This is a genomic window from Marinobacter litoralis, from assembly GCF_016427555.1.
GTDB classification, from domain to species: domain Bacteria; phylum Pseudomonadota; class Gammaproteobacteria; order Pseudomonadales; family Oleiphilaceae; genus Marinobacter; species Marinobacter litoralis_A.
The window spans coordinates 717,230-740,070 of sequence record NZ_JAELVS010000001.1; the positions used below are offsets into that span (position 1 = coordinate 717,230).

25 protein-coding genes are annotated in these 22,841 nt (G+C 55.9%); 18 read left to right on the forward strand and 7 right to left on the reverse strand.

Going from position 1 to position 22,841, the window contains the following annotated elements; translation table 11 throughout:
• Positions 1–114: 114 nt before the first annotated feature.
• The gene (locus JAO79_RS03220) at positions 115–282 is read right to left on the reverse strand and encodes a hypothetical protein (RefSeq protein ID WP_199005700.1); all 168 of its coding nucleotides are present in this window, start codon (positions 280–282) and stop codon (positions 115–117) included.
• A 316-nt stretch (positions 283–598) separates the two neighbouring features.
• On the opposite strand from JAO79_RS03220, the gene trxA reads away from it, so the two are divergent.
• The 8 genes from trxA to JAO79_RS03260 all read left to right on the forward strand — a co-directional run bounded on the left by trxA (position 599) and on the right by JAO79_RS03260 (position 7,186).
• The gene (trxA, locus tag JAO79_RS03225; RefSeq protein WP_199005701.1) at positions 599–922 is read left to right on the forward strand and encodes a thioredoxin; all 324 of its coding nucleotides are present in this window, start codon (positions 599–601) and stop codon (positions 920–922) included.
• Between the two features lie 33 nt (positions 923–955).
• On the forward strand, positions 956–1,891 hold the full coding sequence (locus JAO79_RS03230; RefSeq protein ID WP_199005702.1) for a LysR family transcriptional regulator: 936 nt from the start codon (positions 956–958) through the stop codon (positions 1,889–1,891).
• A gap of 110 nt (positions 1,892–2,001) precedes the next feature.
• Positions 2,002–2,595 carry a TetR/AcrR family transcriptional regulator gene (locus JAO79_RS03235; protein WP_199005703.1) on the forward strand — a complete coding sequence of 198 codons (594 nt, stop codon included), beginning with the start codon at positions 2,002–2,004 and terminating at the stop codon, positions 2,593–2,595.
• Positions 2,596–2,772: 177 nt separating this feature from the next.
• Positions 2,773–3,537, forward strand: coding sequence for a hypothetical protein (locus JAO79_RS03240; protein ID WP_199005704.1), 765 nt, complete (start codon positions 2,773–2,775; stop codon positions 3,535–3,537).
• 158 nt (positions 3,538–3,695) lie between these two features.
• Positions 3,696–4,853: an iron-containing alcohol dehydrogenase gene (locus JAO79_RS03245; protein WP_199005705.1), complete on the forward strand. Its 1,158-nt coding sequence runs from the start codon at positions 3,696–3,698 to the stop codon at positions 4,851–4,853.
• Between the two features lie 16 nt (positions 4,854–4,869).
• Positions 4,870–5,898 (forward strand): NADP-dependent oxidoreductase, encoded by a 1,029-nt coding sequence (locus JAO79_RS03250; RefSeq protein WP_199005706.1) that lies wholly within the window; start codon positions 4,870–4,872, stop codon positions 5,896–5,898.
• Positions 5,899–5,947: 49 nt separating this feature from the next.
• The gene (locus JAO79_RS03255) at positions 5,948–6,625 is read left to right on the forward strand and encodes a type 1 glutamine amidotransferase domain-containing protein (RefSeq protein ID WP_199005707.1); all 678 of its coding nucleotides are present in this window, start codon (positions 5,948–5,950) and stop codon (positions 6,623–6,625) included.
• A gap of 123 nt (positions 6,626–6,748) precedes the next feature.
• Positions 6,749–7,186, forward strand: a complete 438-nt coding sequence (locus tag JAO79_RS03260; protein WP_199005708.1) for a YtoQ family protein — start codon at positions 6,749–6,751, stop codon at positions 7,184–7,186.
• A gap of 86 nt (positions 7,187–7,272) precedes the next feature.
• On the opposite strand, the gene JAO79_RS03265 is transcribed toward JAO79_RS03260, so the two are convergent.
• Positions 7,273–8,682: an SPFH domain-containing protein gene (locus JAO79_RS03265; RefSeq protein WP_199005709.1), complete on the reverse strand. Its 1,410-nt coding sequence runs from the start codon at positions 8,680–8,682 to the stop codon at positions 7,273–7,275.
• A gap of 209 nt (positions 8,683–8,891) precedes the next feature.
• Here JAO79_RS03265 and JAO79_RS03270 point away from each other — a divergent pair, with 209 nt between their 5' ends.
• The gene (locus JAO79_RS03270) at positions 8,892–9,788 is read left to right on the forward strand and encodes a DNA ligase (RefSeq protein ID WP_199005710.1); all 897 of its coding nucleotides are present in this window, start codon (positions 8,892–8,894) and stop codon (positions 9,786–9,788) included.
• On the opposite strand, the gene JAO79_RS03275 is transcribed toward JAO79_RS03270, so the two are convergent.
• On the reverse strand, positions 9,785–10,390 hold the full coding sequence (locus JAO79_RS03275) for an ATP-dependent zinc protease (RefSeq protein WP_199005711.1): 606 nt from the start codon (positions 10,388–10,390) through the stop codon (positions 9,785–9,787). The two genes, JAO79_RS03270 and JAO79_RS03275, sit on opposite strands and share 4 nt — an antisense overlap.
• Positions 10,391–10,615: 225 nt before the next feature.
• Here JAO79_RS03275 and JAO79_RS03280 point away from each other — a divergent pair, with 225 nt between their 5' ends.
• From JAO79_RS03280 to JAO79_RS03290, 3 genes are all read left to right on the forward strand, one after another.
• Complete coding sequence (locus JAO79_RS03280; RefSeq protein ID WP_199005712.1) at positions 10,616–11,527, forward strand: esterase/lipase family protein; 912 nt, start codon at positions 10,616–10,618, stop codon at positions 11,525–11,527.
• A complete protein-coding gene (locus JAO79_RS03285) occupies positions 11,524–11,835 on the forward strand; it encodes a hypothetical protein (protein ID WP_199005713.1) in 312 nt (103 codons plus the stop codon). The genes JAO79_RS03280 and JAO79_RS03285 overlap by 4 nt, the downstream gene beginning before the upstream one ends.
• Positions 11,836–11,911: 76 nt before the next feature.
• The gene (locus JAO79_RS03290; protein WP_199005714.1) at positions 11,912–12,490 is read left to right on the forward strand and encodes a porin family protein; all 579 of its coding nucleotides are present in this window, start codon (positions 11,912–11,914) and stop codon (positions 12,488–12,490) included.
• A 53-nt stretch (positions 12,491–12,543) separates the two neighbouring features.
• Here the strand turns inward: JAO79_RS03290 and cysK are convergent, their stop codons facing one another.
• On the reverse strand, positions 12,544–13,515 hold the full coding sequence (gene cysK, locus JAO79_RS03295) for a cysteine synthase A (RefSeq protein WP_199005715.1): 972 nt from the start codon (positions 13,513–13,515) through the stop codon (positions 12,544–12,546).
• Positions 13,516–13,618: 103 nt separating this feature from the next.
• On the opposite strand from cysK, the gene JAO79_RS03300 reads away from it, so the two are divergent.
• Entirely contained in the window at positions 13,619–14,398 is a 780-nt protein-coding gene (locus tag JAO79_RS03300) for an ATP-binding protein (protein ID WP_199005716.1), read from the forward strand.
• Between the two features lie 6 nt (positions 14,399–14,404).
• Here the strand turns inward: JAO79_RS03300 and JAO79_RS03305 are convergent, their stop codons facing one another.
• Genes JAO79_RS03305 through pdsR form a run of 3 tightly spaced genes read right to left on the reverse strand, consistent with a single transcriptional unit; the run spans position 14,405 to position 18,447 of the window.
• A complete protein-coding gene (locus tag JAO79_RS03305) occupies positions 14,405–15,712 on the reverse strand; it encodes a DUF3422 family protein (protein WP_199005717.1) in 1,308 nt (435 codons plus the stop codon).
• The gene (locus tag JAO79_RS16375) at positions 15,709–17,742 is read right to left on the reverse strand and encodes an ATP-binding protein (protein WP_199005718.1); all 2,034 of its coding nucleotides are present in this window, start codon (positions 17,740–17,742) and stop codon (positions 15,709–15,711) included. The genes JAO79_RS03305 and JAO79_RS16375 overlap by 4 nt, the downstream gene beginning before the upstream one ends.
• A gap of 3 nt (positions 17,743–17,745) precedes the next feature.
• Complete coding sequence (pdsR, locus tag JAO79_RS03315) at positions 17,746–18,447, reverse strand: proteobacterial dedicated sortase system response regulator (protein WP_199006618.1); 702 nt, start codon at positions 18,445–18,447, stop codon at positions 17,746–17,748.
• A gap of 179 nt (positions 18,448–18,626) precedes the next feature.
• On the opposite strand from pdsR, the gene JAO79_RS03320 reads away from it, so the two are divergent.
• The 5 genes from JAO79_RS03320 to JAO79_RS03340 all read left to right on the forward strand — a co-directional run bounded on the left by JAO79_RS03320 (position 18,627) and on the right by JAO79_RS03340 (position 22,825).
• Positions 18,627–20,765, forward strand: a complete 2,139-nt coding sequence (locus tag JAO79_RS03320) for a marine proteobacterial sortase target protein (RefSeq protein WP_199005719.1) — start codon at positions 18,627–18,629, stop codon at positions 20,763–20,765.
• Positions 20,762–21,343, forward strand: a complete 582-nt coding sequence (locus tag JAO79_RS03325) for a class GN sortase (RefSeq protein WP_199005720.1) — start codon at positions 20,762–20,764, stop codon at positions 21,341–21,343. Before JAO79_RS03320 ends, JAO79_RS03325 begins: the two co-directional genes overlap by 4 nt.
• Positions 21,344–21,390: 47 nt before the next feature.
• A complete protein-coding gene (locus tag JAO79_RS03330; protein ID WP_199005721.1) occupies positions 21,391–22,110 on the forward strand; it encodes a lysophospholipid acyltransferase family protein in 720 nt (239 codons plus the stop codon).
• A 69-nt stretch (positions 22,111–22,179) separates the two neighbouring features.
• Entirely contained in the window at positions 22,180–22,422 is a 243-nt protein-coding gene (locus JAO79_RS03335) for a GlsB/YeaQ/YmgE family stress response membrane protein (RefSeq protein WP_199005722.1), read from the forward strand.
• 1 nt (position 22,423) lies between these two features.
• Positions 22,424–22,825 (forward strand): MAPEG family protein, encoded by a 402-nt coding sequence (locus tag JAO79_RS03340; protein ID WP_199005723.1) that lies wholly within the window; start codon positions 22,424–22,426, stop codon positions 22,823–22,825.
• Positions 22,826–22,841 lie beyond the last annotated feature (16 nt).

Sequence of the window (22,841 nt, forward strand, 5' to 3'; positions counted from 1 at the left end):
TCACGGGTTGATTCATTAAGAGTCCGTCCCGCGGTCGCGGCTCGGAAAGGAAGATCAAAAAACGCACCGTCCCTGGTGCCAAGATGCAAAAGAAAAAACGAAAAGTTGACCGTATTAATCCGAGACGATTTCACCCCGAATGACGGTTTGGCCGCTGTACGGGGCCGGTTCGGTGGTTTCTACCCGTGCGTTGTCTGACTCGCGGTCTGCAAGGCTTGCGTGTGCCGGTACGGCAGCAATAACAACGAGAGAAGTTAAGGCGGCGAGGATAAAGTTACGCATCATCTTGCTCCTATTCGGTATGAGTATGGATCGTCAAGCCGGAAGCGGCTCGGGATCAGATGGCATGCAGTATGCGCCCCATGGATGGCTGTGAATAATTTGGAAACGGTATGGGATACATCACTGAAAATTATGTGACGGAGCCTGCTGCAGTTGTCCTTTCGAGCGCTTGCCAAGAAAGCTTCAGCCAGCCACCCGTTAGAGACGAGGCTGGTATCAGATTGGTGAATGTGAATCATACAATTGGAAAATTGGTATTGCCGGTCATTCAGTCGCAAGGTAGCGATCAGCAGTTTATTCTTTAGGAGCAATAACGATGACTGACATTATCCATGTAACTGACGCCGATTTTGATAAAGCGGTGCTGGAGAGTGATAAGCCCGTTCTGGTTGATTTTTGGGCGCCGTGGTGCGGTCCCTGTAAAGCGATAGCGCCTCTGCTTGAAGAACTGGCCGAGGAATTCGACGGGCAGTTGACCGTTGCTAAAGTAAACGTTGATGATAGCCCGGAAGTGGCTGCCAAAATGAGCATTCGGGCCATCCCGACTCTGGCGCTCTTTAAAGACGGTGCCCCTATCGCTCGCCAAACCGGTGCAGGCAGCCTGAGTGAGTTGCGCACGTTTGTAAAAGGCAATCTGTAAAAGTCTGAACCGAATAACTCGGAGTAACTGTCGATGAAGAACCAAGAGCTTCAGTTGCTCTATATCTTCGACGCCATCATGACGGAGCGGTCGGTCACGCGTGCGGCTGACCGTCTCGCCATGACCCAGCCGGCGGTGTCGAATGCCATCTCCAGAATGCGCCAGATCTGGAACGATCCGGTGTTCGTGCGCAAAGGCAGGAACATCGAGCCCACGTCTTATGCGTTGAGCTTGTGGGATCAGGTGGGTGGGCCTATGTATGCCCTGACGAACGCCGTGAGTGCCACACAGTTTGATCCCCAAACCTCGAAGCGGAAATTCCGGCTAGCGGTGACCGACGTCATCGTAGAGATGGTCTGGCGCCCTTTGATCAAGCTGCTGGAGCAGGAGGCACCAGGAGTCGATATCTATGCCGTGCCCTATACGCCCGAGGGCACCCATGACGGCTTGCGGGAAGCAAACGTCGATTTGGCGGTGGGAATGTTGCATCACCACGATCACAGTTTGCGCAGCACCTGGCTGTTTGAAAGCGGCTACGTGTTGGCCATGCGCGAAGATCACCCCCTTGCCGGGCGGCCAATCACGCTGGAGGAATTTCTGGAAGCTCGTCACTTGCTGGTGACCATGTCCGGAGATGTTCACGGGTACGTGGACAGTTATCTTGACCAGAAAGGCCAGAGCCGCAGAATTGCAGCAACGGTTAACCAGTTTTCGATTGCACCCGAGCTTCTCAGAGAAACCGATCTGATTGCGGCCGTGCCTGAATTGATCAGTCAGGACTGCGGCTTCGTCAACGGACTGTGGATGGGCGAGCTCCCGTTCAAAGTAGACCCGACCAGCCTCTACTTGATTTGGCACGCCCGCCACGACCGTGACCCCGGGGTTATCTGGATCCGGGGCCACCTTGAGCGGCTCCTTCAGGAGCGTTGGCATGAAATCATGACCGCATCGCCATGCTCTTCACGTTAAATTGTGGGGCTGGGGATTGGTTGATGCCTGTTTTTTAGCCCGAAGAAGCTTTACCAAGCTCCTATGTATGCTTTCTAGACAATTGGTCTAATCCCGCTTAGAATTTCGCCATGCAAGCAAAAGTAGCAACTCAAGATGTGCGCAGCCACATCCTCGAAACCGCCCAGGTCATCATCAGTGGCAAGGGATTCAGTGCTGTGGGATTAAATCAGATCCTGCAGGCTGCCGGTGTGCCGAAAGGATCGTTCTATCATTACTTCGGCTCCAAAGAAGCGTTTGGGGAAGAGTTGCTCAAGAGTTATTTTGCCGATTACCACGAAACTCTGAACACTATGCTGTCGCGTCCGGGCCTGAACGGTGCCGAGCGCCTGATCAGCTATTGGCAAACCTGGCTGGAAACGCAATCGGCCTGTGATCCGAAAGGTAAATGTCTCACGGTGAAGCTGGCCGCCGAGGTCAGTGATTTGTCTGAAACTATGCGAGCGGTTTTAGCGCGGGAAACCTCGCGGGTTGTTACACGGTTGGAGCAGGCGGTTGCAGAGGGCATAGAAGATGGTTCCCTGCCAGCGACTCTGAACGCCAAAGTCACCGCTTCCACTTTGTACCAGTTGTGGCTGGGCGCAAGCCTGCGCAGCAAAATCACTCGGGACCCGGAGCCCATGGAGTGCGCACTGGTGGCAACCAGAGAAATGCTCGCTCTATAGCTCTGCGCTGGCCATAGTCTGCTTCCGGTTTATTTACACCTGCCCTGACTCCTAAGCCTCGTATCACTGCCAGTGATATGAAAGATACGACTTACGAATTATTTTTATAGTCGTTGCCCACCAATAATAGGCCTTCCTCCGACATTGCTCGGTAACATCCATCAAAAGGAAGGCGGAATGAGTTCTTGTAGTGGCAGTTTTGTCGATTGTTTTGATGTGGGTGCAAAGTGCGGTGGAAGCCGTGAGCGTGCCAAGCGTTGGCACAAGCCGGTAACCGTTGTTGCCGAGAACCCGGCGGGGGTAAAGCAGGTGGTGAAAACCTATCCTTCTTTTATGTTTCCGCTTACTCAATACTTTCGAATGCTGGCCAGGCATGAATACCGAATGCTCAAGGCTGTCGAAGGCCTTCCGTTTACCCCTAATCACGTTTATCGGTGCGCTGACTGCAGGGGTGCTCTTCAATATCAGCACGTTGAGGGTGTGCCCCTTAAAGAGCTGGGCCGGCGCGGCGGTGTTCCGAACGACTTCTTTGTGAAACTATACGCCTCGGTGCAACAGATGCATGGAAGCGGTGTGGTGCATTTTGATCTGGGTAATTCCGGTAACGTGCTGTGCTCGCCTTCGGGCGAACCGAAAATCATCGATTTCGGATCTGCCGTATTTTTCCGTTTATTGCCGGGAGTGATAGGAGATTGGGCCCGCCAGAAGGATCAAATGGGGGTATTAAAACTCTGGTACCGCTTCGACCGGGACAGCATGCCCCAAGAAATGCAGGCGTACTACCAGGCTAACTACCGGAAAAACATCTACACCCCCAAGCGTTTTCTGAAAGCGTTGAAGCGTAGCTTGATGAAACCGACGCAATCGGCTGCAGAGGCCCTGCCCATGGCCGCGATTATCGGCTTGTTCTTTGGGCTGTTGGCATTGGTGTCGTTGGTTTAGGCCCCATGGTATCCCGATAGGATCTTTGAATTTTCATTTGAGTGTAGACGACTGGTCTAATCATGTTTTAGACTGAGAGCAGATGTTAAAAACTAAGCCGATCTGATCGGCTTTTTATTTACCCAATCACTAGACGACTGGTCTAAGAGTGAGGCGTTATGAATAATTTCGAGTTCTACAATCCCACCCGAATCGTATTTGGTGAAAGTACAGTGGCTCGCCTTGATGATCTGGTGCCGGCCGATGCGCGGGTGCTGGTACTGTTCGGCGGTGAAAGTGCCCGAAAGACCGGCACTCTTGATGAGGTAAAGCAGGCCTTGGGCGACCGGCACGTGGCTGAGTTCGGTGGCATTGAGCCAAACCCGACCTACGAAACCCTGATGAAAGCCGTAGCGCTGATCGAGCAAGATCAGTTCGACTTCCTGCTGGCCGTGGGTGGCGGGTCCGTCATTGACGGCACCAAGTTTGTTGCCGCTGCCGTAAATTTCGACGGCGACCCATGGAGCATTCTTGAGAAACGCGGGCGGAATATTCGCCATGCGATTCCGTTTGGCTCTGTATTGACCTTGCCCGCCACCGGTTCCGAGATGAACAGCGGCGCGGTCGTGACCAACAAGGCTCTGCAGGCAAAACTGCCGTTTGCCAGCCCGTTGGTGTATCCCGCGTTCTCCATTCTGGACCCGGTGAAAACCTTCACCTTGCCGGCTAAGCAAGTCAGCAACGGCGTGGCCGATGCGTTTACGCACATCATTGAACAGTACCTGACGTATCCGGCGAATGGCATGGTGCAGGACCGTTTTGCAGAAGGTCTGCTGCAAACGCTCGTCGAGATCGGCCCGAAAGTACTGGAAGACCCGGAAAACTATGAGCTGAGAGCCAACCTGATGTGGGTCGCGACGCTGGCATTGAACGGTTTGATCGGTGCGGGCGTACCACAGGACTGGGCAACGCACATGGTGGGTCATGAACTCACGGCGTTGTACGGTATCGATCATGCCCGGACCCTGGCCATTGTCTTGCCCGGCATGCTGGAGGTGCGCCGCGAGTCAAAGGCCGAAAAGTTGCTACAGTATGGTGAGCGGGTTTGGAACATTCGGGAAGGCTCTGAAGCTGAGCGTATTGAGAAAACGATCCAGGCCACGCGCCAGTTTTTCGAAAGTCTTTCTATCCCGACTCGTCTACCGGACTACGGACTCGATGAGAGCTCCATCGACGACATCATCAGCCAGCTTGAACGCCACGGCATGACGAAACTGGGTGAACATGGCGATGTAACACCAGACATCAGCCGTCGTGCCCTCGAAGCCAGCCTGTAACGGAGGAGAAAAGATCATGGAGAATGTACCGATGAAAAATCGTCAGTGGGTATTGAACCAGCGCCCGAAAGGCGCACCAACCCCGGAAGATTTCAAACTGGTGGAAAGCGACATCCCGAGCCTGAACGAAGGTGAGGTGTTGCTCAAAACACGCTACCTGTCTTTAGACCCTTACATGCGTGGCCGAATGAGCGACGCGCCGTCCTATGCACCGTCTCTGAACATTGGCGAGGTGATTGTAGGTGGCACCGTTTCGGAAGTGGTGGAATCCAGAAATCCGAAGTTCGCCAAAGGCGATCGGGTACTGGCGGGTAGCGGCTGGCAGGAATACGAAGTGTCTGACGGCACGGGGCTGATGTCGGTCGAAGGTTTGCCCGAGCCTTCTTACGCCTTGAGCCTGATGGGTATGCCCGGTTTCACCGCGTATCACGGTTTGCTGAACATCGGTGAGCCAAAACCGGGCGAAACCGTTGTCGTGGCCTCAGCCAGCGGAGCGGTAGGCTCAGTGGTAGGGCAGATCGCTAAGCTGAAAGGCTGCCGGGTGGTTGGCATCACCAGTGGCGGTGAAAAGCAGCAGTACGTGAAAGACACACTGGGCTTTGATGAAAGCCTGGACAGGCATTCGCCGAACTTCGAGGCAGAACTGGCCAAGGCCGCCCCGGATGGCATTGATGTGTATTACGAGAACGTAGGTGGTGCGGTGTTTGATGCGGTATTGCCGCTGCTTAACGATTTCGCCCGTATCCCGGTGTGCGGTGTGATCGCTCATTACAACGCGACGGAACTACCGCAGGGGCCGGATCGCGTGCCCATGCTGGCCGGTATGATTCTGCGCAAGCGCATCCGCATGCAGGGCTTCATCATCATGGACCATTATGAAACCGGGTACGCTCCGTTCGCTAAAGAAATGACCCAATGGCTACAAGCCGGCCAGATTCGTATCAAAGAAGACCGGGTGCAGGGTTTTGACTCCGCCCCGGAGGCCTTCATCGGCCTTCTGGAAGGTAAGAACTTCGGCAAAGTGGTGGTGGATTTCGGAGCCTAACCTTCGGGACTTTGACCCAAAAACCATTCAGATCAGGTGAGGAAAGACTATGAACGTATTAATGGTACTGACATCCCACGATCAACTCGGCAACACCGGTGAAAAGACCGGTTTCTGGCTGGAAGAACTCGCTGCACCCTATTACGTGTTCAAAGACGCGGGTGCCAAGGTGGTTCTGGCGTCGCCTCAGGGTGGCCAGCCACCGCTCGACCCTAACAGCAGTCAGAAAGACGCGCTGACCGAAGCCACCGATCGTTTCGAAGCCGATGCAGAAGCCATGGCCGCATTAGCTTCAACCGCCAAGTTGGCGGATGTCTCGCTGGAGGACTTTGATGCTGTGTTCTATCCCGGCGGCCATGGTCCGTTGTGGGATCTGGCGGAAGACCCCACGTCCATTGCGTTGATTGAAAACGCGATTAAGGCAGGCACCCCGGTAGGGGCAGTTTGTCACGCGCCCGGCGTGCTGCGCCACGTCAAAGGCCAAGACGGAAAGCCTCTGGTGTCTGGCAAAAACGTCACCGGCTTTACCAACACCGAAGAAGACGCGGTTGGCCTGACCGACGTGGTGCCATTTTTAGTTGAAGATATGCTGAAGAGTAATGGTGGTCATTACAGCAAGGGCGATGACTGGCAGTCCTACGTGGTCACCGATGGCTGGTTGGTCACCGGCCAAAACCCGGCGTCTTCAGCCGCGGCTGCAGAAGCTTTGCTGAAGTTGATGGCCTGACGCACGTTCTTGTGCGCCGGGCTGCGGGTTACCGGCCAGTGCCGGATAACCCGCAGTGAACATCCGCAGGTATTGGCGTATTATCCTCGGTTCAAAGCCTTTCAATGCCTACAGGAGAGCATAATGATCTGGACTGTTTACCTATCCGGTGAAATCCACACAGACTGGCGTGAGCAGATTGCAGCCGGTGCGGAAGCCGCTGGCCTGCCGGTAGAATTTGTATCTGCCAATACCGATCACGATTCCAGCGACGCCGCCGGTGATTTTCTGGGCAAGCCGGAGAACAACTTCTGGCGCGACCACCAGTCTTCCAAGGTGAATGCGATCCGTACCAAGACCCTGCTGGAACAGTGTGACATAGCGGTGATTCGATTCGGTGACAAGTACAAGCAGTGGAACGCGGCGTTTGATGCCGGTTATTGCGCGGCCATGGGTACGCCTTACGTCACCCTGCACGATGAAGACATCGTTCATCCGCTGAAAGAAGTGGATGCCGCGGCCATGGCTTGGGCGCAAACCCCCGAGCAAGTGGTTGAGCTGTTGAAGTACGTTACTGCGTAATGACGGCGGTCTAACCGCCAAGCTATCAACAATCGGACAGCTGGTGAGCCCTTACAATCGAATTTCTTGATTGTAAGGGCTTTGTCTTATCGGGCCGCGGTTTGATCGCCGGCTCTGCGCAGCTGCTCCATGGCCCCCAAGCTGGTGAACACTTCCAGACTGCTCACCGGGCTACCTGAGTCGTCACCGCCCACGTAATAATCGGGCATGTCGATGGTGACACCCTTCAGCGCCGGGTACATTACCTGAGCAATATCCCGCTGGATCTCAGCCATGTAGATGTCCCGAGCGGCCTGCTTGGCCAACAGATGAGCCTTGGCAACTTCGGCCTCCGCCATACCCTGCTCACGAATGGCTTTGGCGGCGTAGGTGGCGGCTTCTGCATTGGCTTTTTGAATGTCACGCTCGGCGACAGAAATCTCCAGCTGCTTCTGCTTTTCCAGAACGGCCACGGCCTTTTCCTTCTCTTTACGAACCGTTTCCAGCTGAGCTTGCTGGCGCTCCATCTCCACTTCTTTCTGCTTTGAAATGATAGCGAGCTCTTTGCTGCGCTGGGCATCCTGAATAGCCCGGGCTTTTTCGATCTCTTTTTCCAGTTGCGCCGTTTTGGCTTCCGCCCGGGCGGTTTCCTGTGCCTGAATGGCGGTTATGCGCTTTGCTACAAGATCCTTTTTCTTGATCAGCAGTTCGTCCAGACGCTTTTCCGGAAGTGGCCGGCCGATGGTGACTTGGCGCACCTGAATGCCGTAGGAGTCTAGGGGGTTGGCAATTCGCTTGGCTTGCCCGGCTTTGTCTTGAAGAATGATGTTCTTCCACACCAGCTGCACTTTCCGTTCAAGGCGGTCGCCGTCGTCGTTAGAGGACGAGACGGCCGCTAGGTCGGTTTGCTCGATTTCAACTTGTCGTCTTTCCGTTTCGTACAGGCCGTTCTGCAGTTGGTCTTCCAGCTGCACTTTGAACTTGTTCAGGCCACCTTGGAAAAATTCCTCACCGGTGTACTGGGTCGCGGTAACCACGGTTACGTTTTTAGCGTTTTTGATGAGCAGGGAGTCGATCAGATTGTCGTAGCTCCGGAATTCGCGGTGCATGGCCACGATTTTTTCCGGGTCAGCCGACAATCGGAAACGAAAAGTAGCAGGGATGCGGGCGGTATAGGTGTCTGCAAACTGAACTTCAACTTCGGTCAGCTGGCGGGTGGATTTGATTTTCTCACCACTCTCCTGATTACCAAAGCTGAGGGTCATCGCCTGATTGTAGGTGTATACGTTGGAGAACAAAGGAACCTTGAAGTGAACCCCGGGCTCTGTGAACACGCGGATGCTGCCAAACAGGGTGTCCTGCACCACATAGGTATAGCCGAGCTGCGTCGTAAAGAACGACGACATGGCGAGAAAAACCGCGAATGCGACACCGACGATCGCGAGTATGTATTTTTTCAGACTGGCCAGCACAGGGCTCAGCCATTGTTCGGTCCTTGAGAGTGTTTGGGAATCCATTCGATACTCCAGATGGGTTTTGAGGCGGCTGAAAGTACCTTACCTGTGGATATTGTTTGTAGGAGCATTCCGGTTGGCTTTGTGAGATATCTCTGTAGAACTGAAAAGCGCTAGGCGGATCATGAAAATGACGGGGCTGAGTGCGTTAGCGTTACCCTTCGAGCCCAGTGCTGGCAGGCACCTCACAGAACGTTATAAGGCAAAGGACGATGCCACTTTTCCCCACCCGGTCCGTCGGAGCCAGAACTCTGGCCACCGGTTTAATCATTTTGTTGAGCGCATTCATGCACTCATCGCCGGCACCGGCGCAGCCGCCGGCTATTCCGCTGGCGAATGTTTATCAGCAAGGCGTGGATCTTCAGGCCTATTGGGTCAGTGAAAAACTGGATGGTGTGCGTGCCTATTGGGATGGGCAGCAATTCTGGTCTCGTGGTGGGCACGTTTACCAAGCCCCGGCCTGGTTCACCAAACGGTTTCCGAATCAGCCGTTGGACGGCGAGTTGTGGAGCGGGCGAGGGCAGTTCTCGGCCTTATCCGGTACGGTTCGCAAGCAGCAGCCGGTTGCGGAAGAGTGGCAGGCAGTGCGCTTTCATGTTTTTGATCTGCCGATTAAAAACACACCGTTCAGCATTCGTTATCAGCGCTTGAAAAGGCTGGTCGACGAGTCCGCTTCCAGCTATCTGGTGCTGGTTGAGCAAAGCCCGATCAAAGACCATGACTCGCTTATGAAGAAGCTGGACGCAATCGTTGCGGCTGGCGGTGAAGGCCTGATGCTCAAACGTAAAGCCGGCCTTTACCAAAATGGCCGTTCGGACGATTTGCTCAAGGTGAAAACCGTTCAGGATGCCGAAGCGGTGGTGGTTGGCCACTGGCCGGGTAAAGGCAGGTATCGGGGCATGATGGGGGCGTTGGAAGTGGCGCTTGAGAATGGTCGCCGGTTCCGCATCGGTACTGGATTCAGCGATGCAGCCCGGCACAGCCCGCCGCCCCTCGGAGCAACGGTAACCTTCCGCTATCGGGGCTTGACCGCAACGGGCTTGCCTCGTTTTGCCAGCTTCCTGAGAGTTCGGAATGACGAGCCGGATAAGGTTCCGACAACGGATTAATCTGAGCGTTTGAGTGCTTCTGGTCGTTCCGCCAGTTCCTCGAGTGTCCGGTATTCACACTCCTGGGTTGCCATAAAACTCTGGGCAGAATCGGTCAGAATGTTGTCATCGCGCATAAAACGTCGGCCGAGCAGAACCGGATAAGAGAAGCGCCCCCGGTCAGTCAAAGAAAACTGCGTCTCGTGCAACTTGCCTGAAATGCAGAACTCCATGTTCACCACGTACCGTCGTTGCGAAGGCGCGCCTTTTCGCTTGATCAGCACGGTGCGATGCACCGGACGCTCAAACTCCAGGATGACATCTTCGTGGTCCAACTGGCCTTCACTGGGTTGGTCTTCATGATCTCCCAGCGGCAGTTTGAACCTAACCCACTCTTCATCGTTCTTTTCAAACGGTTCGACGTTAATGGCGTGCAGGGATGAGGTCTTGGCGCCCGTGTCCAGCCTCCCTTTAAGCCGGACTTCCGTGTCGTCCATCACCACCCATTCCACGAAGCCCAACACCTCCGGTTCCTTCGCTGAGGGATCTGATGGCGAAGCTGCGTGGATGTTTGTGATAAAGAAAACACTCATCAGAGCGGTGATCATTAAGGCAGAACGCATTCATCAACTCCTGAGTTTGCACGGTAATAGGCTGTATTGGTGGGTGAATTGCCGTAAGCCTAACAGCACTGTTCTGATGTCAGGATTGCGACGCTATTAAGAATAGTTGAAGTGGCTGAAACATTATTGTCGGAATGTTTGCCTTGCGCGCGCAGCACCATTGCACCTGGGCCATATCGGAAGCCGGGGTAGCGCGTACACTGCCATTATAACGAGGAGATGTTCATGGTGGTTTCGGTGTCAGCAGGAAAAATTCGACAACACATTTCAGCCATTGCCAGTGGGTTTTTAGGGGATTGGTTGGAAGCGCGTGGCAATGGGCTGGCGGTGCCTATGACTGTGTTTGCCGGTGGCAAGGTGCTGGATGCAGACAATCCGGAATTGGCCGAGCCGGGCAGTACGCTGTGCCTCTCCCTTCATGGCTTAATGGAGTTGGAATCGGTTTGGGATTTTCCGGGCCGGGCTAAAGAGCATTACGGCTCTCAGCTGGCACGAGCCCTAGGCGATACCTCCGCTTTGAAACTGCGTTTCAACTCCGGGCGGCCCATTTACCGCAATGGCCAGGACCTGGCCGACCTGATGGAACGGTTGGTGGTGGACTGGCCGGTGCCTGTGAAACGCGTGATTCTTCTGGGTCACAGTATGGGTGGCTTACTGGTTCGTAGCGCCTGTTATTACGGTTCCGCAAAGGGCCACAGCTGGGTGGGTAAATCGTTGGATTGTGTCTACATCGGCTCGCCTCATGACGGTTCCTGGCTTGCCATCGGGGCCCATAAGGCTGCAGGCAAGTTGAATAAAGTGCCCAGGGATTATGTGAAGGTTGTCGGTGAGGTGATCGATTTACGCAGCGAAGGCATCCGAAACCTTTCTCGTGGTGAGGTTTTTGAACCGGGAACCGAGGAGCAACCCTTGCTGTCTGGCGCGCGCCACTTTGCGGTAAGCGGGTTGTTGGTGAAAAGTGAGCGCCACCCCGTGAACGTTTGGTTCGGTGATGCGCTGGTGCATCGATCTAGTGCTCACGGTGTACGTCGGCAGGGGTGGGAGTTGACGGGAAAAGTTAATTTCCCGGGGGTGGATCATGTCCGTCTTGCTCGTCATCCAATAGTGAGTAAACAACTGCAGGAGTGGCTGGTATGACCGATACGAACAACAATCTGCAATGGTGGCTGGGCTTAGCGGATGTACTCGGTCACGGTGTGCAGCATGGTGCGGCACAGCTCAAACGTGTGCATTTATCGGTTGCTGATGAGGCCTTTCAGGTGCTGGATACGATCCCGGTGACCCGCCCCGCAAGCCGCATAGTCAGGGCTTTCCACCACGGTATTTCTACGCTGAGTTATGACAGTGTGTCACTGGCGGGGCGGGCGGCGGTTGGGCTGGCGGGTGTTACGTCCAGCACAGGCGTTGCCTCTCGAACAGATGACGAGAGCATGAACAAATCTTAGTCAGGGGGTAACCCAAACACGCGATTTTCCTTGGTAGGGTGAATTTATTGAACCAAACCACGGAGGAAAACGCGTTATGAGTTATAAGTCTCATTTAGTGTGTGCCACGGTTCTAAGTGCTGCTGTCCTGAGCGCACCGGCAGTTTGGGCTCAAGATAATACCACTCGCGATCATTCCGGCCCGTACATCAGTGGTAGCTACGGTGGCTATAAGTCCCACGGCGGTGAATTCGACGATAAAAACGACATGCTGGGTGCCGCGTTGGGTTACCAGTTTAACGAGTTCTTCGCGCTGGAGGCCGAGTACATTGACTTCGGAAACTTTGGTGATGACGACGTAGACGGTAAGCTTAAAGGAGTAGGGCTGAGCGCCATAGGCCGTTTACCCTTAACGCAAAGCTTTGGTGTGTATGCGAAAGCGGGCGCTTTCGCTTCGGCGTTTGATGTAGAAGCGTTCGATGACAGCGAAACCTACGATGACGTGAGCCCGTTTGTGGGTGCCGGTGTGGATTTCCGAGTGACGGAACAACTTACCGCCTTTGCGGAATATAACCGGTACAACGTTGATATCGATGAAGACGATTTTAACGGTCAGGTGACCAACAGCGGTCCGGATTTCGATACCGGTCGGGTTGGTCTGAAGTTCCAGTTCTGATCCGTTAACGGAGAAAGCAAAAAGCGCAGCCAATTTCGGCTGCGCTTTTTTTATTACTGCTGGTTTTCCAGTTCGCCAAAGGTGTCAGCGAACAGTGCGCTGGACAAGTAGCGCTCGGCCGAGTCCGGCAGAATTACCACAATGTTCTTACCTTTGTGTTCCGGCTGTTTGCTGACTCGAACGGCTGCAGCAACTGCGGCTCCGCAGGAAATACCGCATAGAATGCCTTCTTCCTGCATCAGGCGATGGGCCATGGCCATCGCATCTTCGTTGGATACGGCTTCCACCTGATCCACCAGGTCCATGTCCAGGTTGCCTGGTATAAAGCCGGCACCAATACCCTGGATTTTGTGAGGCGCAGGCTTCGGTTCCTGTCCACTTCTCACTTGGCCAATAATCGGCGAGTCGGTCGGCTCCACCGCGACGGTGGTAATTGCTTTGCCCTGAGTGCCTTTGATGTAACGGGACACGCCGGTCAGGGTGCCGCCGGTGCCTACGCCTGCAACGAACACGTCAACCGCGCCGTCGGTGTCATTCCAGATTTCCGGGCCGGTGGTGTCTTCGTGAATCTTGGGGTTGGCCGGGTTCTCGAACTGCTGAGGCAGGAAGTGGTTTTCGGGATCGGCTTCCACAAGTTCTTTCGCCTTGGCAATGGCGCCGGCCATACCTTTCGCTGGCTCGGTCAGCACCAGGTTTGCACCCAGTGCTTTCAGTACCTTGCGTCGCTCCAGACTCATGGATGCCGGCATGGTCAGCACCAGCTTGTAGCCGCGGGCGGCGGCTACGTAGGCGAGGGCGATGCCGGTATTACCGCTAGTGGGCTCAACAATGGTCATACCGGGCTTCAATACGCCACGTTTCTCGGCATCCCAGATCATGGCCGATCCAATCCGGCACTTGACCGAATACGCCGGGTTGCGGCCTTCAATCTTTGCCCAAATGGTGGCCCCATCGTTTACCCGGTTCAGTTTAACCAGCGGGGTATTGCCGATGGAAAGGGAGTTGTCGTCGTAGATACGTGCCATGTTTTGCTCCTGCTGTCTGGTAAGATTTGTAGATCCTACCCCCGAGCGTCTGGCAAAGGCCAGATGTAGGCGAACAAACGTAAGAACCAAATGGAGTAAGGTTATGAGCGAGACCTCTTTTGACTGGCAAAATACGCCCGCGGCTTTATGGCGCCGCCACCGGTCAGGCTTGAGAGCGATCCGTCGGCTGGACCCGATCAGCTGGAATGACCTGACGGGTATTGATTCGCAAAAGGCCGCTTTGGAGCGCAACACCGAGCGCTTCCTGAACAAGCAGCCCTCTAACAATGTGTTGCTCTGGGGCTCCCGTGGTACTGGAAAGTCATCTTTGATCAAAGCGTTGTTGAACCGCTATCAAAGCCAGGGCCTTCGGATGATCGAAGTGGATAAAGACGATCTGGTGAACCTGCCGGAAATTGTTGATGACATTTGCGATCTGCCGTTCCGGTTCGTGATTTTCTGCGATGACTTGTCGTTCGATGTGGGAGAGTCGGGTTATAAGGCGCTGAAAAGTGTGCTGGAAGGTTCGTTAGAGTTGCCTCCCGAAAACGTGCGGGTGTACGCCACCTCGAACCGACGCCATCTGATGCCCGAGTTTATGAGCGACAACCTGAAAAGCGAGGTGCGCGACGGCGAGCTTCACCCGGCGGAAGCCATTGAGGAGCAAGTGTCGCTGGCGGATCGTTTCGGGCTGCAGTTGTCGTTTTATCCCTTTTCTCAGGACGTATACCTGCAGGCAGTGGACGCTCTGTTCCCATCGGTGGCCGATCGAGAACAACTGCATCTTGAGGCAGTCCGCTTCGCCACCCGAAAAGGCGTGCGCAATGGCCGCTCGGCCCAGCAGTTTTACCGCCAGTTTGCGGGCGACCCCCGTTTTATCTGAGGCGTATCACTGGTGATCTGCCATACGAATAAACCGATGGTGGATCAGCCGGATGGCAATAAACACTGTCATTAGAACCACAGGAATGGCGATGCCCAGAGCTACCGGTTTGTTAATCGAATAACCGGCCCCGACGAGTGCGTTCAGCCCCAGGCTGAGCAAGCCGATCAGGTAGTAAGAAATGGCAACTACCGAGAAGCCTTCAACGGTGTGCTGCATCATCAGCTGTATGCGCGAGCGCCGATCCATGGAACTGAGCAGTTCCTGGTTCTGGCTCTGAATGGCCAGCTCCACCCGGGTGCGCATCATGTCGGAGGCTCTGTCTACCCGGCGCGACAGGTCTTCCAGCCGAACACTCACCGATTCACAGGTTTTAACCGCAGGGGTGAGCCGCCGGGTCATGAATTCGGTAATGGTGAGGTGGCCGGACACTTCGTCTTCTCGCAGTTCTTCCAAACGGGTCAGTACCAGCTGGTGGTAGGCTTTGGTAGCGGAAAACCGGAAGGTCGAGTGGGCCCGGAAGGCTTCGATTTTGGCAGCAATGTTGGTGAGCTTGGCCAGAATGGTTTGCTCGTCCAGGCTTTCGTTATCCGCCAGCGCTTGGGTGATGGTGGCCAGTTGTTGGTCCATGTCGTTCAGGGCCGGGGTGATGTTCCGCGCGACCGGCAACGCCAGCAACGACATCAACCGATAGGTTTCAATCTCCATCAGGCGCTGCACCAATCGGCCCAGCTGGCTGTCCGACATGCTGTCGTTGATCACCATGAATCGGCCGAAATTGTCGCTGTGCAGCTGGAAGGTGCCCAGCACGCGTGCGGCCCCTTCCTGAGGACTGCTGCCCACCAGTCGCATGCCCTCAAAATGCCGGCGCATGAACGCCGGCTCGTCGCGGGCATGTGCCGACGAGGGGCTCACGTCGATATGAAAGGCCGCAACCACCGTGCCTTGAAGTTGTTTCAGCCAGCCATGGGGCAGTGCGCTGATCCCGGTTTCCTCGAATGGCTCTGCGTCGGAAGGCGCCAGATTGGTGAACGTGTACGCAGTAAACTCCATGTGCACTTCGCGGCGAATGCGCAGTTGGTCAAAGGTCTGCTCGTAGCAGGTCACTTCTTCTTCCGGCCAGGGCTCTCCCAGCTTTCGGTGCAGGCTTTGCAGGTGTTTGAACTGGTTTTGGCGCTGCTCCGGCGTGGTCACAACCGCGATGTGCGTCACTCTGGCCTGTGGCGGCAGCACCTGAAACGGCCGTGAATGCAGCTCCTGATAGAGGTCGGCTCGCAGGGGGTGAAAATCCAAAGCGACGGGCTTGGCTGTCACGGGGCAGTCCTTTGTTCGTTGGGAAGTCTTGGGATAATAACGCGGAAGGCGACACCGTCAATGCCATTAAAGTGCTGGTTTTGGGCGTCAATTCGGCCACCATGGAACTCAGCAATCAAGCGAACAATGAGCAAGCCCTGGCCCAGATGCCCCTCGGCTTTACCTTCGCGTTTCGACACAAACGCCCCGAAAATGTCCACGCCCGGGTTGACGGGCAGGCGAGAGCCTTCGTTGAACACTTCGATAAGGTAGTGCTCGGCGTCTTGCTCAAGGCGCAGCAGAATCTGGCCGCCCTCCGGGGTGAAGTCCCTTGCGTTATCAACCAGTTTGTCGAGCATTTGCACCAGCATCTCCGGTGAACCATGCAGCGGGCAGTCGGTGTCAGGGGTCTGGCAATGGTGCTGGTGGTGCGGGTCCAGTTGTTGATAGGCCGCGCTGGCCTGACGGATAACGTCTGCCAGATCGAAAGGTTCCTTGTCGGCCTGATCAAAGCTCTGCTCCAACCGCGCTGCTTCGCTCATGCTGTTCAGAATGCGCCTGAGCCGTTCAGCGGCGGAGGATGCGCGCTCCAGATATTGCTGGCGTTCATCTTCGGAGTGACTGTGCGCCAGATTCTCCAGCGATGACCGAACCACGGCCACCGGTGTTTTCAGTTCATGGGAAAGCTTGCGAGAGAAGCTTTCCAGATAATGGTTGTAGCTTTGCAGGCGTGACACCATGTGCCCGAAATGTTGCTGCAGTTGCCCCAGTTCGTCCCGGGATCGCGCGGGTGGCAGGGGCTCGAGAATACGGCCATCGTCGTCAACGCTGGCGCTGACCAGTTGTTGCAGGCGGGCGATGCGCCAGGACAGCCAACTGGCGTAACCGAGCAGGGCCAGAGTCAGAGCCAGAATAATCAGCAGGCTACGAGCCAGTACGCTCCCCAGCGCTGAGCCGGATACGCTGAGCAGTTGTTCCATTGATTGTTTGAGCAACAGAGTCCGGCCACCAAAGAACGTGTGTTCCGTCGCCAGCCAGGTGGTGCCGTCTTGCTGAATCAAATGATGTTCGGGCAGGCTACCGGTGTGCAGTTGATGGTGCGTTATCGCCAGCGGCTGCGGTTTGGGTTGATACATCTTGACCAGCCAGCTCAGTGCATTGAGGGTGATCTGTTCCAGGATCTGGCTGGCCGAGAGATCATCGAAATCGGTGGTGGGCGCCGGATTGTCTGATTGGCTGTCCGCCACGATCCAGCCGGCGGGTTCCAGCAAGGTTGCATGCTGGCCGTCGCTGAGTTGCCGAGCCAGCGCGCGCTCAAGGGCGGTATTACGTTGAACCAGAAGCGGTGGTGGCGTGAGCGGTGTGCCTTCAGCGTTTTGGCTGTCGTTGGACAACCCGGCCTGAAAGCCCAGCCGGCTGCCCGGCTCGGGCTTCGGCATTCTCAGCTCCAGTTGCCAGCGAGAGCCCAGATCTTCCCAGGCCACTTCAAGCCGACGGTCGGTTCGGGCAGGGTCGCCATCAACCAGAGCGGGTACGTTGGTGCCCGGAGCCGTTGTCCGGATGAGCCATGTCGTCGTCTGGCTGTCTTGGAGTTGGCCGGGAGGAGGGGCTAAAACCAGTTCAACGCGGTCGTGAGGCTGGTTGGGCTGGCTCGGATTGAAGGGGCGCAGGCCCCGATTACGCTTTTGTATCAGCAAATAGAGATAACGGTTGTTGCTGGTGACCAGCCATCGTAGATTTTCCTGACCGGGGCGGGATTGCCAGGGAAGTTGGTCTTCGTGATCGCGAAAGCCGGGCCAGGTGGTGGTGAACCCGTCTACTTTCGGAAATTGCCGGGTGCTGTCGGCATAAAGTGCGTTATGGTCTGTGACCACGGGCGTTCCCAGCATGAAATCGCCAGCGAGTTCGGCCAGCCGGGCGCCTTTTTCTTCCAGTTGTTGCAGGGCTTGTGCGCGCAGAGCGTTGTCCAGTTCCAACACAAATTTCAGGCCGGCCCACGGGATCAGCAGCATCAGTACGCTGGCCAGAAATAACTGGCGCTTGAGACTCACGGTTTAAACCTCACGAGCGTTCCACCGATACCCCATGCCGTAGGCGGTTTGAATGCCATCGAAGCTGGCATCCAGTTGCATGAATTTGCGCCGGATGCGTTTGATGTGAGAGGTCACGGTGTTGTCGTCGAGTACCGTGCTGGCTGCTTCCATCAGTTGTTCACGGCTTCGAACATGGCCGGGGTGTTGCACCAGCGAGTGCAGCATCCAGAATTCGGTCACGGTCAGATCAACCGGCTGCTGGTCCCAGCTCACCGTCATGCGATCGACGTTCATTTCCATGCGCCCCCGCTGCACCACCTCATCGGGTTTTTGCAGGGCTTCAGCCCAGGCCTCGGCCCTGCGAAGCAGCGCTGTAATCCGAGCCAGCAAGTGGTCCAGACTCATGTCTTTGGTGACGTAATCGTCGGCGCCCAGGCGCAGGCCGTGCACCGTGTCGATGTCGCTGTCCCGGGCGGTCAGAAAAATAATGGGCAGGGTGGCGGACTGGTCACGCAGCGCCTGACACAGGGCGAAACCGCCTTCCGGCTCATCGCCCAACCCCACATCAATGACAGCCAGGTCAGGCAGGCTCTGGCGCAGCACTTGCCAGGCCGAAGGCCGGTCACTGTAGGTCGATACCCGATACCCCCGACGTTCAAACGCCGCCCGGTAGTTGTCTCGGATGCCTGGTTCGTCTTCTATGAGCGCAATGTGTTTTTTCATAACCCGTTGTTCAGCGATATGTCGCCCCATTAAAGCATGCTCAAGGGCCGGTTCAAGCAAGCGCGGCGGGATTGCCATAATTCATCATAGTTTTCCGTTGGTTTGCCCGCTTTTGCCACGGTAGCGCCGTGTCGAACTGTTGCAATGGCATCACTCACTGCCACAAAAAGGATGACGTGATGATGTTGCTAACGCTGTTTGCCAATCCGGCCGCCAGAGCCGGTTTCACTACCTCCCGCCGGTTAACCCCGAAATTCGATGCCCGAAAAAGGCTGCGTATTGCCGAAGGTGTCAGCCTTTGGCTGGCGGTTTTGATGATGCTGTTTGTGCACCCCTTGTATGCTGAAGCCAGCGAGGGCAGTGAACAGGGGGCAGGGCAACTGTACCTGATGAATGGGCGAAGTGCCTGGCAACAACCGGCGTTGATTCTGGACAGCGACTTCAACGTGCAGGTGTCGGGCATGCTGGCTCAAACACGGCTGACCAGAACCTTCAAAAACACCAGCGACCAATGGCAAGAAGGTGTGTTTGTGTTCCCGTTGCCGGACAAAGCCACGGTCTACGATTTGGTGATGAAGGTAGGCGAGCGGCGGGTGGTCGGGCGCCTCGAACCTAAGGCGCAAGCTCGTAAAACCTATGAGAATGCCAAAGTGAAAGGCCATCAGGCGGTAACGCTTGAGCAGCAGCGCCCGAACCTGTTTACCAGCCGAATCGCCAACATCCCGCCAGGGGAAACGGTTCAGGTAGAGGTTCGTTATCAACAGCCGGTCGGTTATCGCCATGGTGAGTTTGAACTGCGACTGCCCACCACCTTAACACCGCGCTATATGCCCGGCGAAACGATCACGGAGGCTCCGAAGAACTGGCGGTCTGGCTGGGCCATGCCGACCGATCAGGTGACTGATTCCGACCAGATCAGCCCATTTACGGTTCGTGCAGACGATGTATCGCCGCAAAGCCACAGAGCAACCATTGCACTGGACATTGAAAGCGGGTTTCCGCTGGCCGAAGTCACCAGCCCGAGCCATAGCCTGTACACCCACATCGACGGTACCCGGGTGAGCGTAAGGCCTGAAGGTGATCGGGTGCTGATGGACAAAGATTTGATCGTGCGCTGGCGCCCGGAATCCGGCCGGGAGCCAGCTGCCGCCGTGTTTCAGCAGCAGTGGCAGGGGCAGGATTATCTGATGGCGATGGTGCTGCCTCCGGATGCCGCTGGCCCGGTTTTGCGCCGAGAATTACAGTTTGTCATTGATACTTCGGGCTCCATGGCCGGTGAATCGATGGTTCAAGCGCGCACCGCTTTGCTTCGCGGCCTCGATACTCTGCGCCCGGGTGACTACTTCAATGTCATCCAGTTCAACAGTCAGGCCCACGCGCTGTTTGCCCAGCCGGTGCCAGCGGAGCGGCATTACCTGGCCCGAGCCCGCCACTATGTGCACAACTTGCAGGCAGACGGCGGCACCGAAATGGCCGGCGCTCTGTCGCTGGCGATGACAATGGAAAAGGCCCCGGTAGAGGCGCTGGTGCAGCAAATGGTGTTCATCACCGATGGTGCCGTGGGCAACGAATCCGCGTTGTTCGAGAAAATTCGCCAGGGCTTGAATGAGCGCCGCCTGTTCACCGTGGGCATCGGTTCGGCCCCGAACATGCACTTTCTGCGGGAAGCTGCCCGTTGGGGACGCGGAGACTACACCGCTATCCACAACAGCGGCGAGGTGAATCAGGCTTTGAAGAAGCTGTTCTCCGCCATGGAAGCCCCCGTGCTCACCGACATTGATGTGCGTTGGCCGTCTCAAGGCTCCGAACCGAATAGTGTGCCCTCCAAACCCGGTGATCTGTTTCGTGGCCAGCCATTGGTGCAGACGATTTCGGGCGTGCTGGCGGCCGGTGAGCTGGAAGTCTCAGGCACTTTACCGGGCGGTCGTCGATGGCGCACACGATTGCATTTGAGCCATGCGGCACCGGCCACCGGCTTGAACCGGCACTGGGCCAGAGGCCGAATTGACCAACTGATGGATGCGGCCAGCCTGAAGGGCGAAACCCCGAACGAATCCAGCATCATCAAATTATCGATGGCACACCAAGTAATGTCGCCGTTCACCAGCTTCGTTGCGGTGGAGGAGAAGCCGTTGCGGCCAACGTCTGAGAAACTGGAAAGTGAGCAGTTACCTACCTTGCTACCAGCGGGTAGCCACGCCGACATGCTGCGGTATCCGCAAACGGCCACCATCTGGCCATTGCTCAGTGCCCTGGGATTGGCTGGCTTAATGTTTGCGCTGGCGGCGGCACTGCGGAACCGGAGGGCATCCGCATGACGCGTTTTCTGGTTTTGCTGGCCAGTGCCTCGCTGATTCTGTTGGTGTTTGGATTATGGATACCGTTCAAGGCGTTGGTTGCTCAGGAGCTGTTGGAAAAGGCCTGGTCAGACAGCCAGACTCAACAAACAGCACAACGACCCTGGCCGTGGGCCGATACCTGGCCGGTGGCCAAGCTGGAATTGCCCGAGCTGGGTGTATCCATGATTGTGCTGGAGGGTGGCCACGGCGAAAGTTTGGCCTTCGGCCCGGGGCGGGTGTTTGGCGGTGAGCGGGGCCCGCTGGTTCTGGCAGGGCATCGCGATACCCATTTTCGCCATTTACAGGATGTGCAGCCGGGTTACCGGCTGCGGGTGCAAAACCAGAACCGGCAATGGCGACAGTATGAAGTCACTGATGTCGGTATTGTCGATAGCCGCAAGGAGGTGATAGATACCCGGCAATTGGAGGACGATTCGGTACTTTTAATTACCTGTTATCCCTTTGACAGCCTGGATGCGAGAGGACCCCTGCGCTACGTTGTAAAGGCGCGGCCCACGCAGCAGAAGGGGCCAAACAACGCTGTTGCGATTTTATAATTTGGCGTACACTTGTACGCCAAAATTTTGAGATCCGGAAACACAGTATGGGTGTGGTACGAAAATTACTGGCATGGTTGTCGGTTGCCGTTATCTGTTTATTTTCATTGGTGCTGTATCTGGCACGTCCTTTTAACCCGGACAACAATCGCTTGTTAGCCGGGTTCATTGCTCGTTTTTGCCGGCGGGTGCTGGGCATGGAGCGCCCTTTGTATGGCGCCGAGAACATGCCTCAAGACCGGCCCACCGTCATTGTGGCGAACCATCAGGAAAACGACGATTTGATGGTGCTGGGTGATCTGTTGCCTCCGCGGACCGTTGCCGTGGGCAAATCCGCATTGCTGTGGATCCCGTTTTTTGGTCAGGTATTTTGGTTAGGAGACAACATCATCCTCAACCGCAAACAGTCCCATAAAGCCGTGGCCATCATGAAGGCCACCAGCGACGCCATTAATAAAGACCGCAAAAGCATCTGGGTGTTTGCTGAAGGTACCCGCAGCCGGGGGCAGGGGCTGGGGCGTTTTAAAAAAGGTGCGTTTCACATGGCCATTGCTGCGGGCGCGCCGATCACCATGGTGTGCGTGGCCAATTACCATGGCAACACAGAGGGTGTGCTGGGGCGCCGAGGTGCCGTGCCCGTACGCATTCTTCCGCCGATTGAAACCGCCGGTTTAACCACCGCTGATGTCACGGACCTGATGGAACGCTGCCACAAGCAAATGGCTGAAGCGGTAGATGAGTTATCGGCGGCCTCCGGAACTGCTTGAACAGCCTCAATAAACAGGGCAGTCTTTGACCCATACCGTTAAACGTTTAAACGACAGGAGAACCGATTGATGAGTCTGATCTGGTTTCTGATTATTGGTGGCCTTGCCGGCTGGCTGGCGGGACTGATCATGAAAGGCAAAGGCTTTGGTGTGCTGGCCAACATTGGTATCGGTATTGTCGGGTCGATTATTGGCGGCGTGGTTTTCGGCCTGCTGGGGCTTGCGGTGAAAAGTATGGTCGGAGAGCTGGTGACAGCGACGGCTGGCGCGGTGCTGTTACTCGCGGTTGTTAACAAGATAAAGCAGGGCTGACATGATCATACCCGTTACGGCTGTTTTTGCTGCTGTCTTAGGCATTTTGCTGTTGGTTCTGTCGGCAATGGTGGTCAGGTGTCGTCTGAAGCATCAGGTTGGTATGGGGGTGAATGAGAATCGTGTGTTTCAGGCGACGGTTCGGGCTCACGCCAATCTGGTGGAATACGCTCCGTTTGCTTTGATTATGCTGGCCATCGCTGAATTGAATGGCGTGTCATCAACCTGGATCTATTGGTCTGGAATGGCGTTGGTGGTGGGGCGAATTCTGCACGCCTTTGGCATGATCAAGGGAAAGGGCAAAACCCACATGGGACGTTTGGTGGGCACGATACTAACCTGGTTGTCGATTCTGGTAACGGCGATTTTATTGCTCTGGAATGTGGGCACGGTTTACGGCTAATACCGGCTAGGATGAG

Bases quoted from the DNA above. Each gene is read 5' to 3' on its own strand.
- JAO79_RS03340 (WP_199005723.1), top strand. From the start codon at position 22,424: ATGATCATACCCGTTACGGCTGTTTTTGCTGCTGTCTTAGGCATTTTG.
- JAO79_RS03265 (WP_199005709.1), bottom strand. From the start codon at position 8,682: ATGGATTCCCAAACACTCTCAAGGACCGAACAATGGCTGAGCCCTGTG.
- JAO79_RS03255 (WP_199005707.1), top strand. From the start codon at position 5,948: ATGAACGTATTAATGGTACTGACATCCCACGATCAACTCGGCAACACC.
- JAO79_RS03285 (WP_199005713.1), top strand. From the start codon at position 11,524: ATGACCGATACGAACAACAATCTGCAATGGTGGCTGGGCTTAGCGGAT.
- trxA (WP_199005701.1), top strand. From the start codon at position 599: ATGACTGACATTATCCATGTAACTGACGCCGATTTTGATAAAGCGGTG.
- JAO79_RS03335 (WP_199005722.1), top strand. From the start codon at position 22,180: ATGAGTCTGATCTGGTTTCTGATTATTGGTGGCCTTGCCGGCTGGCTG.
- JAO79_RS03235 (WP_199005703.1), top strand. From the start codon at position 2,002: ATGCAAGCAAAAGTAGCAACTCAAGATGTGCGCAGCCACATCCTCGAA.
- JAO79_RS03320 (WP_199005719.1), top strand. From the start codon at position 18,627: ATGATGTTGCTAACGCTGTTTGCCAATCCGGCCGCCAGAGCCGGTTTC.
- JAO79_RS03290 (WP_199005714.1), top strand. From the start codon at position 11,912: ATGAGTTATAAGTCTCATTTAGTGTGTGCCACGGTTCTAAGTGCTGCT.
- cysK (WP_199005715.1), bottom strand. From the start codon at position 13,515: ATGGCACGTATCTACGACGACAACTCCCTTTCCATCGGCAATACCCCG.
- JAO79_RS03300 (WP_199005716.1), top strand. From the start codon at position 13,619: ATGAGCGAGACCTCTTTTGACTGGCAAAATACGCCCGCGGCTTTATGG.
- JAO79_RS03245 (WP_199005705.1), top strand. From the start codon at position 3,696: ATGAATAATTTCGAGTTCTACAATCCCACCCGAATCGTATTTGGTGAA.
- JAO79_RS03250 (WP_199005706.1), top strand. From the start codon at position 4,870: ATGGAGAATGTACCGATGAAAAATCGTCAGTGGGTATTGAACCAGCGC.
- pdsR (WP_199006618.1), bottom strand. From the start codon at position 18,447: ATGAAAAAACACATTGCGCTCATAGAAGACGAACCAGGCATCCGAGAC.
- JAO79_RS03280 (WP_199005712.1), top strand. From the start codon at position 10,616: ATGGTGGTTTCGGTGTCAGCAGGAAAAATTCGACAACACATTTCAGCC.
- JAO79_RS03260 (WP_199005708.1), top strand. From the start codon at position 6,749: ATGATCTGGACTGTTTACCTATCCGGTGAAATCCACACAGACTGGCGT.
- JAO79_RS03230 (WP_199005702.1), top strand. From the start codon at position 956: ATGAAGAACCAAGAGCTTCAGTTGCTCTATATCTTCGACGCCATCATG.
- JAO79_RS03240 (WP_199005704.1), top strand. From the start codon at position 2,773: ATGAGTTCTTGTAGTGGCAGTTTTGTCGATTGTTTTGATGTGGGTGCA.
- JAO79_RS03220 (WP_199005700.1), bottom strand. From the start codon at position 282: ATGCGTAACTTTATCCTCGCCGCCTTAACTTCTCTCGTTGTTATTGCT.
- JAO79_RS03330 (WP_199005721.1), top strand. From the start codon at position 21,391: ATGGGTGTGGTACGAAAATTACTGGCATGGTTGTCGGTTGCCGTTATC.
- JAO79_RS03325 (WP_199005720.1), top strand. From the start codon at position 20,762: ATGACGCGTTTTCTGGTTTTGCTGGCCAGTGCCTCGCTGATTCTGTTG.
- JAO79_RS03270 (WP_199005710.1), top strand. From the start codon at position 8,892: ATGCCACTTTTCCCCACCCGGTCCGTCGGAGCCAGAACTCTGGCCACC.
- JAO79_RS03275 (WP_199005711.1), bottom strand. From the start codon at position 10,390: ATGCGTTCTGCCTTAATGATCACCGCTCTGATGAGTGTTTTCTTTATC.